Annotated in this window: 13 protein-coding genes; 4 read left to right on the top strand and 9 right to left on the bottom strand. The window is 65.8% G+C overall.

Features of this window, described 5'->3' with window-relative positions; all coding sequences use genetic code 11:
* The first annotated feature begins 24 nt into the window (after positions 1-24).
* On the top strand, positions 25-930 hold the full coding sequence (locus CCOS191_RS18840) for a DMT family transporter (RefSeq protein ID WP_046856514.1): 906 nt from the start codon (positions 25-27) through the stop codon (positions 928-930).
* 9 nt (positions 931-939) lie between these two features.
* Here CCOS191_RS18840 and CCOS191_RS18835 read toward each other — a convergent pair whose 3' ends face one another.
* The 8 genes from CCOS191_RS18835 to CCOS191_RS18800 form a co-directional block, all read right to left on the bottom strand.
* Positions 940-1,800 (bottom strand): glutathione S-transferase C-terminal domain-containing protein, encoded by an 861-nt coding sequence (locus tag CCOS191_RS18835; RefSeq protein ID WP_046856513.1) that lies wholly within the window; start codon positions 1,798-1,800, stop codon positions 940-942.
* A gap of 1 nt (position 1,801) precedes the next feature.
* Positions 1,802-2,449, bottom strand: a complete 648-nt coding sequence (locus tag CCOS191_RS18830) for an FMN-dependent NADH-azoreductase (protein ID WP_023629104.1) — start codon at positions 2,447-2,449, stop codon at positions 1,802-1,804.
* 221 nt (positions 2,450-2,670) lie between these two features.
* Complete coding sequence (locus CCOS191_RS18825; protein WP_046856512.1) at positions 2,671-3,108, bottom strand: PaaI family thioesterase; 438 nt, start codon at positions 3,106-3,108, stop codon at positions 2,671-2,673.
* A gap of 11 nt (positions 3,109-3,119) precedes the next feature.
* Complete coding sequence (locus CCOS191_RS18820; RefSeq protein ID WP_046856511.1) at positions 3,120-4,196, bottom strand: acyl-CoA dehydrogenase family protein; 1,077 nt, start codon at positions 4,194-4,196, stop codon at positions 3,120-3,122.
* A gap of 10 nt (positions 4,197-4,206) precedes the next feature.
* Positions 4,207-5,331, bottom strand: a complete 1,125-nt coding sequence (locus CCOS191_RS18815) for an FAD-dependent oxidoreductase (protein ID WP_046856510.1) — start codon at positions 5,329-5,331, stop codon at positions 4,207-4,209.
* Positions 5,328-7,271, bottom strand: a complete 1,944-nt coding sequence (gene asnB / locus CCOS191_RS18810; protein WP_046856509.1) for an asparagine synthase (glutamine-hydrolyzing) — start codon at positions 7,269-7,271, stop codon at positions 5,328-5,330. The genes CCOS191_RS18815 and asnB overlap by 4 nt, the downstream gene beginning before the upstream one ends.
* Positions 7,272-7,351: 80 nt before the next feature.
* Entirely contained in the window at positions 7,352-8,134 is a 783-nt protein-coding gene (locus CCOS191_RS18805; protein ID WP_046856508.1) for an enoyl-CoA hydratase-related protein, read from the bottom strand.
* 5 nt (positions 8,135-8,139) lie between these two features.
* Positions 8,140-9,327, bottom strand: coding sequence for a hydroxymethylglutaryl-CoA synthase (locus CCOS191_RS18800; RefSeq protein WP_046856507.1), 1,188 nt, complete (start codon positions 9,325-9,327; stop codon positions 8,140-8,142).
* Between the two features lie 583 nt (positions 9,328-9,910).
* Here CCOS191_RS18800 and CCOS191_RS18795 point away from each other — a divergent pair.
* From CCOS191_RS18795 to CCOS191_RS18785, 3 genes are all read left to right on the top strand, one after another.
* Positions 9,911-10,807: a LysR family transcriptional regulator gene (locus tag CCOS191_RS18795; RefSeq protein WP_046856506.1), complete on the top strand. Its 897-nt coding sequence runs from the start codon at positions 9,911-9,913 to the stop codon at positions 10,805-10,807.
* Between the two features lie 680 nt (positions 10,808-11,487).
* Positions 11,488-11,727 carry a hypothetical protein gene (locus CCOS191_RS18790; RefSeq protein ID WP_046856505.1) on the top strand — a complete coding sequence of 80 codons (240 nt, stop codon included), beginning with the start codon at positions 11,488-11,490 and terminating at the stop codon, positions 11,725-11,727.
* A gap of 32 nt (positions 11,728-11,759) precedes the next feature.
* Entirely contained in the window at positions 11,760-11,963 is a 204-nt protein-coding gene (locus CCOS191_RS18785) for a DUF3077 domain-containing protein (protein ID WP_082120527.1), read from the top strand.
* 360 nt (positions 11,964-12,323) lie between these two features.
* On the opposite strand, the gene CCOS191_RS18780 is transcribed toward CCOS191_RS18785, so the two are convergent.
* Positions 12,324-13,691 (bottom strand): TolC family outer membrane protein, encoded by a 1,368-nt coding sequence (locus CCOS191_RS18780; protein ID WP_046856503.1) that lies wholly within the window; start codon positions 13,689-13,691, stop codon positions 12,324-12,326.
* Positions 13,692-13,719: the final 28 nt, after the last annotated feature.

Here is a 13,719-nt window from a genome sequence, read left to right as displayed (position 1 = left end):
CCCATCGTCGACAGGAGGTGTGAGATGGACAATTCGTTGCGCCGTGGTTCGCTGGAAATGATCGCCGCCATGCTGATCTCCGGAACCATCGGCTGGTTCGTGCTGGTGTCCGGGCAACCGGTGCTGGAGGTGGTGTTCTGGCGCTGCGTGTTCGGTGCCGGCACCTTGCTGCTGATCTGCGCGGCCATGGGCTTCCTCAAACCGGGCGTGCTGACCCGTGCCACTTTCCTGCTGGCGGTGGTCAGCGGGGTGGCGATCGTCGGTAACTGGGTACTGCTGTTCGCCTCTTATTCGCGGGCATCGATCGCCATCGGCACTGCGGTGTACAACGTCCAGCCGTTCATGCTGGTGGGGCTGGCGGCGCTGTTCCTGGGCGAGAAGATCACCCTGGCCAAGCTGACCTGGCTGAGCGTGGCGTTCCTCGGCATGCTGGCCATCGTCAGCGCTCATGGCGCGGGGCAGGCCAGTGGTGGCGAGTACCTGCAGGGCATCGCCCTGGCGCTGGGTGCGGCCTTCCTGTACGCCGTGGCGGCGCTGATCATCAAGCGCCTGACCGGCACGCCGCCGCACCTGATCGCCCTGATCCAGGTGAGTACCGGCGTCTTGCTGCTGGCGCCCTGGGTGAAGCTGGGCGGGCTGCCGGGTGAACTGCCGGCGCTCGGCAGCCTGGTCACGCTGGGCATCGTGCACACGGGGTTGATGTATGTGTTGCTGTACAGCGCTATCCAGCGCCTGCCCACGGCGTTGACCGGAGCGTTGTCGTTCATCTACCCGATCGCCGCGATCCTGGTCGATTGGGTGGCCTTCGACCATCGCCTGGCGCCGTTGCAGTGGCTGGGGGTGGGGCTGATTCTGCTCGCTGCTGCCGGCATGCAGCAGGGGTGGTGGTTCCGGCCTGCCAGCGCGCGTGGCGTGGCCAGGCCGGAGTGAGGCGATGGATCAGTTCAACCAGCTCAACGCCGGCCCCTGCGGCACGATCCGCGTCGGGTTGATGTGGTTGTGCGAGTAGTAGTAATGCAGCTTGATATGCGCCATGTCGATTGTGCGGTAGATCGCCGGGATCTGCGTCAGGCGCACCAGGTACTGATACAGCGCCGGGTACTCGGCCAGGGTCTTGTGGTTGGCCTTGAAGTGCACGTAGTACACCGCCTCGTAGCGGATCAGCGTGGGCAGCAGGAACAGGTCCGACAGGCTCAGCTTGCCGCCCACCAGGTACGGCTGCTTGCGCAGCCGGTGCTCGAGGGTGTCCATGGCCGCGAAGAACTGCTTGTAGGCCTCGTCGTAGCTCGCCTGGTCCGGGGCGAAGCCCATGTGGTAGACCATGCGGTTGATGTTGGTGTGCAGCCACTGGTTGAGCTCGACGATGTCGCAGCTGGAGCGGTCGGGCACCAGGTCGATCGGGGTCTTGGCCAGGGGCAGCAGGCGGGTGGCCATCTGCAGCGCCAGCTCGGCCGAATCGTTGTGCACGATGCGGTTCTGCTGGCGGTCCCAGAGCACCGGCACCGACTGGTTGCCGGCAAAGCCCGGACGCGAACGCTCGTACAGGCTCGACAACAGGGTGACGTCCTTGTGCAGCGGATCCTGGTCGTGCTCGTCGAACTCCCAGCCCTGGTCGTGGCGGCGCGCCGCCACCGAGGTGACGTCCAGTGCATCTTCCAGGCCCAGCAGGCTCTGCACCAGGTGCACCCGGTGCGAGAACGGGCAGGCGTGGGAGATGTACAGGTGGTAGCGGTTGGGCTCGGCCACCAGTTCGCTGAGGAACAGCTCCTGGACCGACGGGTTGTCTTGGCTGCGGGTCATCTTACCTCCCTACGGCGGTGGCCAGGCTTGGGCATGGGCGCTCGCCGAGGGCGGCGATGCTGTGCTGGATCTTCAGGTTGGCGGCGGCCAGGCCCGCGGCCAGGCTCTCTTCGCCCATGCCCAAGCCTTCGGCGTAGATGAATTCGACGCTGTTCAGGCCGACGAAGCCCAGGGTCTGCGACAGCCAGCCGGCCAGGGTGTCGGTGCCCTGGCTGTAGACGCCGCCGCTGGCGTTGAGCACGTGCACCGGCTTGTCGTCGAGCAGCCCGACCGGGGCGCCGTCGACATAGGTGAAGGTAACGCCGCCACGCACGATGTAGTCGACCCAGGTGTGCAGGATCGACGGTGCGCCGAAGTTGTAGCGCGGCAGGCCGATCACCACGCGGTCGGCTTCCTGGATCTCTTCGATCAGCTCGTTGGACAGTTTCAGCGCCGCGGCCGCCTCGATGCTGCTGGCGTCACCGCCGAACAGGGCGTCCATGGTCACCGCATTGAGGTGCGGGATGGGCTGGGCGTGCAGGTCGCGCACCGCCACCGAAGCTTCGGGGTTGACCTCTTTGAGCTGCTTGAGGAAGTTGTCCACTAGTTGGCCGGAGAAGCCGCCGTCGGACTTGATCGAGGAGCGGATGACCAGGACCTTGTGATTCATTGCGCGAATCCTTTCTGTGATGTGTGTGGCATGCAGTCTTGAGCAATCGGGCGGGAGTGAAAAGCGCAGATAATCAGGGTTTTACCCTTAAGGTTGTCATGTATCGGCAGGGGCTTTGCGTTGAAAAGAGCGCATGGAAACGAGCGCGGGGCAAGCCCGCTCTCACAGAGGGTGTGAGAGCGGGCTTGCCCCGCGAATGAAGGTGATGTGCGATTACGCCTTCACCACTCCCGCTTGAGCCTGAACTTGCTCAGCTGCGCGCTGGCGATACGAGTCTGGCTGCCGTCGGCATTGACCCGCCAGGCCTCGGCCTGGGTGAACATCAGGTTGCGGCCGTCGCGGATCACCTTGGCGTGGAACAGCACTTCGGTGTCGCGCGGCGTGGCCGACAGCAGCAGGGTGTTGAAGCTGTTGGTCAGGGCGTACTCGTCAGGCCCCAGCAAGGGCAGGGTGGCGAGCATGCTGGTGACGTCGAGCATCGAGTAGATCACCCCGCCGTGCAGGGTCTGGCTCAGGTTGTCGATGTCGGCGTTGACGGTCAGCCGGCAGGTGCACTGGCCGGGGGACTGTTCCAGCATCTCCAGCCCGCAGTAGCGCTGGTAGGCGTGTTCGAGCAGCGCGCGCGAGTGCGCGGCGGCGTGGTCGCTGATGGTGCTCATGGTGTGATCCTTCACAGGTGCCGGGCAATGATTTCCAGCATGATTTCATGGGTGCCGCCGCCGATGGCCAGCAGGCGGGCGTCGCGGTGGATGCGTTCGACCAGCGAGGGCTCGACGCAGCCGTGGGCGCCATGCAGTTGCACGGCGTCGCGGGCCAGGGTTTCCAGGGTCTGCACGGCGCTGTTCTTGGCGATGGCGACCTGGTGCGCGTCGAGGGTGCCTTCGGCCTGGCGGGCCACGCAGGTGTCGACGAACTGGCGGCTGACCGTCAGCTGCGCGTAGTGCTCGGCCAGGCGCTGGCGGATCACCGACTTGTCGAACAGTGCCTTGCCGCCGACCTGGCGGCTCTTGCACCAGTCGATGGCGGCTTGCAGGGCCATGTCGGCACTGGTGATGGCCATCACCGCCAGGTTCAGCCGCTCCTGCTGCAGGCTGGCCTGCAGCAGGCGGCCGACACCGCCTTTCTCGGTCAGGCGGATGGCCGGCACGTTTTCCAGCTCCAGGTCTGCCAGCGGCAGGCAGCGCCAGCCCAGGGCGCGGCGCGGCGTATGGCGGATACCGGCGGCCGAACCCTCCACCAGGAACAGCGCCAGGCCGTCCTCGCAGTGGCCGACCATCAGCAGCCAGTCGGCGCGGGTGGCGTTGCAGATGAACGCCTTGTGCCCGTTCAACCGGTAGCCGTCGGCCTGGCGTGTGGCGCGGCACTCCAGGGCACGCAGGTCGGAGCCGGCCTGGCGCTCGGTGATCGCCAGGGCGATGCTCTGACGGCCGTCGAGCACCGCCGGCACCAGGTCGTGGATGATCGGATGGCCGGTGGCCTGCACCGCCTTGAGGCTGACGAAGTGCGAGCCCAGGCCCATGGTGATGCCTTGGGCGCCGCTGCGGGTCAGTTCCTCGATGAGCACGGCCACCGCCCGTGGGTCGTCGGGCAATTGCCGATGGTCGTGGCCCAGGCCCAGCAGGCCGGCGGCGCCGGCCTCGCGGTTGAGCGTGGCGGGGTAGGCGCCGAGCTGTTCCCAGGCATCGATGTTCGGCGTGATCTGCGCCTGGACAAAGGCTTGCAGGCGCTGGCGGTATGCGTCGGTCATGGCGGCCTCCTCAGAACACCGTGGTCAGGGCCAGGTCGTGGAAGCGCTCGACGATCGGCCGGATCCGCGACGAGGTCATGGCGCTGTCTTCCTCGAAGTAGTACAGGTCGGTCATGTCGCGCATCACTTCCAGCATCACCCGCGAACGCTCGGCGGCGCGGATCTCGTAGCGCTGCAGGGCGCTGTCGAGGCGCTCGTCGCAGCAGCCGACCAGGGCCTGGGCCAGCATGAAGGCGTTCTCCAGGCCCAGGGTCAGGCCGTAGCCGAGGGTCGGCAGCATGGCGTGGATGCTGTCGCCGAGCATCACCACGCGGCCGTTCTGCCAGCAGCCTGCACCGGTCAGCGCCATCATCTTGTGGGTGAGGATCTGCTCGTGCTCGGTGGCTTCCATCATCCGCACCACATCCGGCGGCAGGTCGGCAAACAGCTGTACCAGGCCGTCGCGGTCGAGCAGCGGCTGGTTGCGGTGCTGGTAGGCGGCGAACCAGTAGCGGTACGGGCGGTCGGCCGCCAGCGGGTAGGTGACCACCCGCGAGAACTCCGAGGCGAAGATCTGGCAACGGTCGGGCAGCAGCAGCGGCGAGTCGAACTCGACCATGCCGCGGCTGGCCACCAGGCCCGTGTCGTAGGGCGTCAGGCCCGGCTCCAGGCACTGGCGCACGGTGGAGCCGACGCCGTCGCTGCCGATCACCAGGTCGAAGTCTTCCTGCTCGCCGTTGCTGAAGGTGACCCGCGCCTGTTCGCCGACCTTCTCCACCTTCTCGCAACCCATCTGGTAGCGGATCTGCCCCGGCGCCAGGCGTTCGCGCAGCAGGCCGAACAGCTCGGGGCGCGGGAACATCACCGCCGGCGCCGGGATCCCCAGGCCGTCCGGGCGCACCGGCTGGCTGTGGATCAGGCGACCGTCGCGGCCATGGGTGTCGAGGAACTCGATGGCCTTGCCGCGGCCGATGAAGCCGGTGTCGTTGAACAGGAAGCGCAGCACCTGCACGCCCTGGGGCCAGACATAGATGCCGGTGCCCGAGTCGCGCGGGCCATGGGCCCGCTCGTACACCGTGGCCTCGAGGCCGAAGCGCTTGAGAATCAGGGCGCAGGCCAGGCCATTGAGGCCGGCGCCGATGATCGCGATCTTCATGCGGCCACCTCGCTCAAGGTGTTCCAGCTCTGGCCGCTCATGCGGTAGCGGCGCTGCAGCAGGCACAGGCTGGTCAGCTCCATCAGCATCGGGTCGAGCAGGCCTTGCTCCTGGGCGCTGAGGGTCGGCAGTTGCTTGAGCAGGCTGCGTACCTTGGCCGCGTCGAAGAACGGCAGCGCGTCCAGGTCACGGCTGTGCAGGGTGTCCTGCACCAGCTGCCACAGGCGGCCTTGCTGCTGCAGGGTGGCCGGCGGGGCGCGGAAGTAGTGCTTCTTGCGCTCGTACAGGGCCTTGGGCAGGTAAGGGCGCATGGCTTCGCGGAACACGTACTTCTCGGTGGCGCCGCGCACCTTCATCCACACCGGCAGCTGGCAGGCCAGTTCGACCACGTGGTGGTCGAGCAGCGGCACGCGGCCTTCGATGCTGTTGGCCATCTCCATGCGGTCGCCCAGGGTGGTGAGGACGAAGTTCGGCAGGTACGACTTGGCCCACAGGTACATGGAGTTGTGCACCGGGTCGCGGTCGGCGAGCTTGCCGTGGTCGAGGCGGTCGAAGAACTGGCGGTACGGGTCGACGCCGGTGAAGTGGTCGCGGAAGTCGCCGCGGTACAGGCTCTCCAGGGCCTTGAACCAGCCGGCCTGGTTGTCCAGCCACGACACGCCGTGCTTGAGCTGGTCGACCATCCAGTGGATGTCGTGGGGCATGTGCGCGTTGGTGTAACCCTGCTCGTTGGCCTGGATGCGCTGGCGCAGCAGGTCGATGACTTTCGGGTCTTGTTGTTCGTTGTTGTACAGCAGCATGTCGCGGCGGAAGTGCGGGTAGCCGGCGAACACTTCGTCGGCGCCTTCGCCGGTCAGCACCACCTTCAGGCCGGCCTTGCGCACTTCCTTGCTGAGGATGTACTTGGCCACGCCGTGGGCGTTGAAGAACGGCGTCTCGTTGTGCCACACCGCTTGCTCGAAGTTATCCGCCAGGTCGTCCTGGGTGATCTCGATGGTGTGGAAGCGCGCGCCGTTGTGCTCGGCGGCCATGCGCGCGAAACGGTTCTCGTCGTAGTCGTCCATATCGGTGAACGACAGGTTGAAGGCGTCCAGCGGCTCGCCCTTGAGGGCGGTGGCCATGCCCAGCATCGCCGAGGAGTCGATGCCGCCGCTCAGGTACACGCCCATCGGCACGTCGGCGCGCAGGCGCAGGCGCACGGCTTCTTCGATGGAGGCACGAACGGCCTCGATCATGCCGGCCTCGTCGCTCGGCGCCGGGGTGTCGCGGCGGGCGAATTCCATGTCCCAGTAACGGCCGCTGTGCAGGCCGCCGTGGTCGACCATCACCCAGCAGCCCGGCTGCACGCTGCGCACGCCTTCGAACAGGGTGTGGTCGCGCAGGTAGAAGGCGCGGCTGGCATAGGCGTTCTCGTCCCAGGTCGGGTTGACGCCGGCGGCCAGCAGGGCCTTGATCTCGGAGGCGAAGTACCAGTTGCCTTCGTGCTGGGTGTAGAACAGCGGCTTGATGCCCAGGCGGTCGCGCACCGCCAGCATCAGGCGGCGACGACGGTCGAACAGGACCATGGCGAACTCGCCGCGCAGCTCCTTGAGCCCGGCCATGCCGGAGCGGCGGTACAGGTGCAGGGCGATCTCGCTGTCCGAGGCGGTCTTGAAGATCGCGCCTTCGGCCTGCAGCTCGGCGCGGATGCGCTCGTGGTCGTAGAACTCGCCGTTGACGATCACCGTCAGGTCGCCTTCGTCGGCGACGATCGGCTGCATGCCGTTGTCCAGGCCGATGATGCTCAGGCGGGTATGGCCAAGCACGGCGCGCTCGCCCGGGTCACGCCACAGGCTGTGCTCGTCCGGGCCGCGGTGGTTGATGGCGGCCAGGGCGTCGAGGATCGACTGGTCGCTGATGCTGTTGCGTTTGGACTGGTAGACACCGATGAAACCACACATGGCAAAATCCTTTTCTCATAGGTCGGGCGTCGTCGGCGACGCCGGAACGGCGCGGGCTTCGTGGTCCGCGCACCCAGGGTTCATTGCGCCCAGTCGGGGCGGCTGCGTTCGAAGAAGGCGGCAAGACCGTGCTGGCCCTCGCTGGAGGTGCGCAGGCGGGCGATCAGCTGCAGGTTGCAACCCTGCTCGTCGAGCAGGTGGTCGCGGCCTGCCAGGCGCGCCAGCATCTGCTTGATCTCGCGACTGGCCTGGGGGCCGGTCTGCAGCAGGGTGGCCAGCCAGCGGTCACGGGCCTGCTCCAGCTCGGCGGCGGGCACCAGGCGGTGGACCAGCTGCAGGCGCAGCGCGTCCTCGGTGCCGAACACCTCGGCCGAGAGCATGTAGCGCCGTGCCTGGCGCACGCCCATGGCGCGCACCACGTAGGGGCTGATCAAGGCCGGGGCCAGGCCCAGGCGCGCCTCGCTGAAGCAGAAACGCGCATCCTCGGCGGCCAGCACGTGGTCGGCGCAGCACAAGAGGCCCAAGGCCCCGCCGAACACCGCGCCGCGGGCCAGCATCAGCACCGGCACCGGGAAGTCGTCCAGGCGCTGCAGGACGTTGGCCAGCAGGCTGGCGTCCTCCAGGTTGCGCGCATGGTCGAACTCGCGGCTGCGGCGCATCCACTCCAGGTCTGCTCCAGTGCACAGGTGCTCGCCGGCGCCGTCGAGCACCAGGGCGCGCAGCCCGGGGTGCTCGGCGAGGGCCTGCAACTGCTCGTGCAAGGCCCCGAGCAGGGCCTCGTCGAGGGCGTTGCCGGCATGCGGACGGTTCAGGGTCAGGCAGGCGACCGCGGGTTGCGGCCAGCTCAGCAGCACGTCGCTCATGGTCGTCAGCTCGCCATCTTCAGGGACAGGGCGGTGCTCTCGTACTGACGGCGATAGCCCTCGCAACCGCCGTAGCGGAACGCGCCGCCGGTGACGTACGGGGTGCTGTAGTCGGCCACGGCCGGGTGGTTGTCGCCGTAGAACCAGCTGCTGTACTGCTCATGGCCCAGGCGGGTGCGGCTGGCCAGCATGCGTGCATGCGCCTTGCGCCGCGAATGGGCCTGGTAGCCCGGCACCACGGTGGCGCTGAAGAACTCGCCGACGCTGCCCGAACCGTAGCTGAACAGGCCGATGTTGCGCCCGGTCAGGTCCTCGTCGCTGTTGTCCAGCAGCGACAGCAGGGCAATGTACAGCGAGGCGGTGTAGCAGTTGCCGATGGCCTTGCCGTACAGCTGGCTGGTGGCGTAGGCCTGCTCGCCCAGGGCCTTGGCCGCTTCGGGTTCGATCGCCTCGAACACCGAGAAGGCCTTTTTCGCCATCTTGGTGAACGGCTGGTGGAAGCACAGGAAGCTCATGTCTTCCAGGCCCAGGCCGCCGTCGGCGCGGTAGCTCTGCCAGGCGTTGCGCAGCGACTCCAGGTAGACCTCGATCGACAGCTTGCCATCGACCAGCGCGGTGCTGCGCAGGTTCGGCCGCCAGAAGTCCGAGACGTCCAGGCTGTAGCGGCCCTGGTGCGGGTGCAGCTCCAGCAGGCGCGGGTTCTCGGCCACGATCATGGCCACGGCGCCGGCGCCCTGGGTGCATTCGCCCTCGGAGTTCTGCTCGTAGCGGGCGATGTCGGTGGCGATTACCAGCACCTTCTCGTGGGGGCGCTGGGCGACCAGTGCGCGGGCCATCTGCAAGCCGGCGGTGGCGCCGTAGCAGGCCTGCTTGAACTCCACCACGCGGCAGTCGGCACGCAGGCCGAGCAGGCTGTGGACGAACAGGCCGGCGGCCTTGGACTGGTCGATGCCGCTCTCGGTGGCGAGGATCACCGTGGCGATCGAGGCGCGGCTGGCGTCATCGAGCAGCGGCAGGGCGGCGTTGGCCGCCAGGGTCACGATGTCTTCGTCCGGGGCCGGCACGGCCATGAACTCCTGGCCGATGCCGACCAGGTATTTCTGCGGGTCGATACCGTGCCGTTCGGCAAGTTCTTCCAGTGCGAAAAAGTGTTGCGGTACAGACAGCCCAATATCATCAATGCCGATTTTCATGTGTATGCCCAATTATTTTTCACTGTTGAAAAAATCCCAAAATACACAACCGGTCTTGTTGTTCCGGTGCCAGTCCCTGCTGGCCATTTAATTATTGCGGCTGAAGCTTTTGCCAAAAAAAGCGAATAATTCCGATGGGATTGATGACGCCTGTTCATGGTTTTCCGGGGGCGGAAAGTTTGCGTTTTATTTATCGCGCGCAGGCGTGCGCCCCGTGATTCCACGCGGCTTGTGCAAAGGGGTGATGAACGGATTGTCGAACAATAGGGCAATTAAAATTTTCAATTGTTTTAATATGAAAATTTTATGGCGGTGTTATCGCCGGATTGGCCTGTTGTTTTGGCTATATATTTATGCCGTATCGCTTGTGCATATCTGCATGGTCGGGACTTCCTTGTCCATTATTCATCCAATAGTGCCAGGCACTGTGCGGGACGTTGTTGTCGCACGAAGCGGGCTGGGCGAATAGTGACAAAAAGTGCGTGCATCGCGGTACGGTCTTCATGTGTTGGCGGCAGCTGTGGTACAACGCCGCAGGACAAAGGATTCGTCGCCCGGTTTTCGGGCACACAAGGAGGTAGTGGTGTTTTCCAAGATCAGTCTCGATCAGTGGCGCGCGTTCGTCTGCACGGTCGAGTGCGGCGGTTTCCAGCAGGCCGGCGAGCACATGTACAAGTCGCAGTCGGCGATCAGCCATTCGGTCAACCGCATGGAAATGCTCCTGGGCCAGGAGCTGTTCATCATCGAAGGGCGCAAGGCCGTGCTCACCTCGCTGGGCAAGGCGCTATTGCCCCAGGCCAAGCACCTGCTGGGCGCTGCGCAGAAGCTCGAGCACCTGGCCAACCAGTACCAGCCCGGGTTGTTCACCGAGCAGGCGCTGGCGGTGGATGTGCTGTTCCCCATCGAGCTGCTGCAACAGGCATTGCAGGAGTTTGCCCTGGAGTACAAGGATCACCGTATCCGCCTGTACGAGACGGCGTTGTCCGGGGCGCGCGAGTTGCTCGAGGACGGCAAGGTTGAGCTGGGCATCGCCAGCAGCCTGCCTTCCGGCTACTTGCAGGAGTTCCTGCTCAATGTCTCGTTGATCTGCGTGGTGGGAGCCAGCCACCCGCTCAGCGAGGCGCAGGGCGAGTTGAGCCTGGACGACATGAAGAACCACCGGCAGGTGGTGATCCGCGATTCCGGCACGCGCAATTCGCAGAACAGCGGCTGGCTAGGGACCTCGCAGCGCTGGACGGTGAGCAGCCTGGCGGCGGCCGAGAGCTTCGTCGAGCGGGGGATGGGCTTTGCCTGGTTGCCGGAGCATCGGGTGCAGCAGGGGCTGGCGCAAGGGCGGTTGGTGCGGGTCAACCTGCAGCATCAGCGGGAGCGGGAGGTGCCGATGTACATGGGGTATCCCGAGGAGTACCGGCACAGTCCCGAGGTGCGGTTGCTGGCGCAGATACTGCGGGAGCGGTGTCGGGAGTATCGGCCGGGGTGATGGCTTGCGCGCACGCTATTCGAGGTGTTCGCCGGTAGTGGTGCAGCGCCTACGAGACCGAGCGCCGCCCGCGCGGCGCATCGCGGATGAATCCGCTCCTACATTTGTTGCAACGTACCGAACCTGTCAGGCCATGGTTGCCCGCCTTGGCGCAGGGCTTGAGGCAGGTGGGGCGGCAGAAGCGCCCACCGGAAAACCGCGTCATGCACACGAGGCTAACAACCATGGCCTATCAGGCATGGTCACGTTGCAACAAATGTAGGAGCGGATTCATCCGCGATGCGCCGCGCGGGCGGCGCTCGATCTCCCAGGCGCAGAATCTCTCTCGGCGAACACCCCAGATCCCCCAGAATCTCATGTCGGATCTTTCCGAACCTGAAACCAAATGCTTCAGCCAGCAAAGCTTGGGAACTATCCTACGCGCTTGCCGGAAGCTGCTGCGTTGTCGGGGAAATACCCCACGGATAACTTCACGGGGTCGCCACATCAGGTGACCGGGTGTGAGAACCCGAGGCGTAAAGTATCGGCAATCCAGTTATGGCAGCCGTGCCCGGGCAGACTTCGGTCTGGCCGAGTTTCTCTTGCGCCTCGGTTTCTCACCCCGTGCACGGCTGCCACCCTTTGTCCCGTGAGAAAGGCGCCGGAGGGCAGCATTCTTGAACTGCGCAGGAGTGTTGACCATGAAAAAGATCGTCCCAGACCCACCGCGTCTAGCCCCCTTCATCGCTATCCGCCCGACCCTCACCCGCGAAGAAGCCATGACCGCCGCCGTCGAAGTGGCCACCGCCATTTCCGATGTCCTCGATATCTACTTCAAGACCGAACCTGGCGAAACGCAAGACCGTCTGTTCACCGCCAGCGACTACCTTGGCCAACTTGCCTGTGCCTTGCTCGAGCACAAGCCGGAGGTGCGGCCATGACCAACGCACGTACCGCAGGCCGGACCCGTTGCATGGACCTGTTCAAGGTCGAGCCGGGCATTCCCTTCGCGGATGCCTTCAGCGAGTTGTCGGTGCTGCTTGGCTGCATTCGCCACCTCACCTGCGAGGCCGAGATGGAAGGCGACCTGATGGCGGGCAGCGCAGCGCGCATGTTGAGCGCCATGGCCAAGGCGTTGATTGATGATATGGAGTTGGGGATGAACTGCTCCGGTTGAGTCGGTGGCGGGCAAGCCCGAAGGGATCAAGTTGGCTGCGATGTGTAGGGCTATGGCCTTGCAGCGCCTATGAGATCGAGCGCCGCCCGCGCGGCGCATCGCGGATGAATCCGCTCCTACATTTGTTGCAACGTACCGAACCTGTCAGGCCATGGTTGCCAGCTTTGGCGCAGGTCTTGAGACAGGTGGGGCGGCAGCAATGCCCACCGAAAAACCGCGTCGTGCACACAAGGCTAACAACCATGGCCTATCAGGCATGGCCACGTTGCAACAAATGTAGGAGCGGATTCATCCGCGATGCGCCGCGCGGGCGGCGCTCGATCTCAAGGGCGCAACAACACTCCCGTCATACTCAAAAACTCACCCCCGCAGATCACTCGGCAGGAAATCCCGCTCCGGCTCGTAATCCAGCTTCAGATACCCCGCCAATTCGCGCAGGTCCTCCGGGCTCAGGCTGCCGGCCTGCTGCTTGAGCCGCAGGCTGTCGACGATGTACGCATAGCGCGAGACGTTGTAGTCACGCACCGCGTTGTACAGGTCGCGCTGGGCATCGAGGATATCGACGATGTTGCGGCTGCCCACCTCATACCCCGCCTCGGTGGCCCGCAACGAGCCCTGGCTGGAGATGATGCTCTGGCGCCGCGCCCGCACCTGCTCGACATCGCTGACCACCGCGCGGAAGGCGTTGCGCGACCCTTCCAGCACCTCGCGTTCGAGGCTGGTGCGGCCGTACTCGGTACGCGCCAGCTCATGGGTGGCCTGGCGTACCCGCGCGCTGGTGCCGCCGCCGCTGAACAGCGGCAGCTTCATCTGCACCATCACCGAGCTGTCGCGCTGGTTGCCGGGGCGCTGGCCGAAGTGCGCGCTGGAGTCCATCAGGTCGCTGTCACCCTCGGTGTAGCCCATGGCCAGGTTGAAGGTCGGCAGGTGATCGGCCTTGCTGCTGCGCAGGGTCTGGCCGGCCTGGCTGACGGCGGCCTGGCTGGCGCGCAGGCGCAGGTTCTGCGCCATGGCCTGTTCGACCCAGGCCTCGGCGCGCTCGGGCACCGGCGCCTGCACCGGCAGGCTGTGGCGGATCCCGGCCAATGCCGGCTGGGCCTGGCCGGTCAGGCGCATCAGTGCCTGGTAGGCGTCCTCGCTGCGGCGCTGGCTGTCGATCAGGTTGGCGCTGGCGCGGTCGAAGCTGGCCTGGGCCGAGAGCATGTCGTTCTGGTCGGACAGACCGGCGTCGTAGCTCAGCCGGGTCTGCTGCAACTGGCGGTCGAAGGCGCGCAGCTCGGCCTTGGCGGTGGCCAGGTTGTCCTCGGCCAGCAGGGTGTCGAAGTAGCTGCTGGCGGTGTCGAGGATCAATTGCTGCTGGAACGCCGAGAAGTCCAGTTCGGCCTGTTCGTTTTCGGACTGCGCGGCCTTGTAGTCGAACCAGCGGCTGAGGTCGAACAACGGCTGGTCGAGGCTCAGGCGGTACAGGCTGCCGCTGCGCTGCTCGACCTGGCGGCGGTCGCTGCGCACATCGCCGGCCTCGGCATCCAGGGCCACCTGCGGCAGCAGTCGGGCGCGGGCCAGGGGCACGGCCTCGCGGCGGGCCAGGTAGTTCTCGCGGGCGGCGGCCATGTCGCTGTTGTGCTCGACCACCTGGGCGTACACCGACATCAGCGTCGCACGGTCGGCGGCAACGGCCTGGGCCAGGGGCGCCAGCAGCAGCAGGGGCAGAAGGGTCTTACGTAGCATGTCGTTTCTCTTTATTCGGGCCGGCCGC

The organism is Pseudomonas sp. CCOS 191 (assembly GCF_001007005.1).
In the GTDB taxonomy this organism is placed as follows: domain Bacteria; phylum Pseudomonadota; class Gammaproteobacteria; order Pseudomonadales; family Pseudomonadaceae; genus Aquipseudomonas; species Aquipseudomonas soli.
The sequence above is the reverse complement of the archived record's forward strand: the minus strand, read 5'-3'. Positions and strand labels throughout refer to the sequence as shown.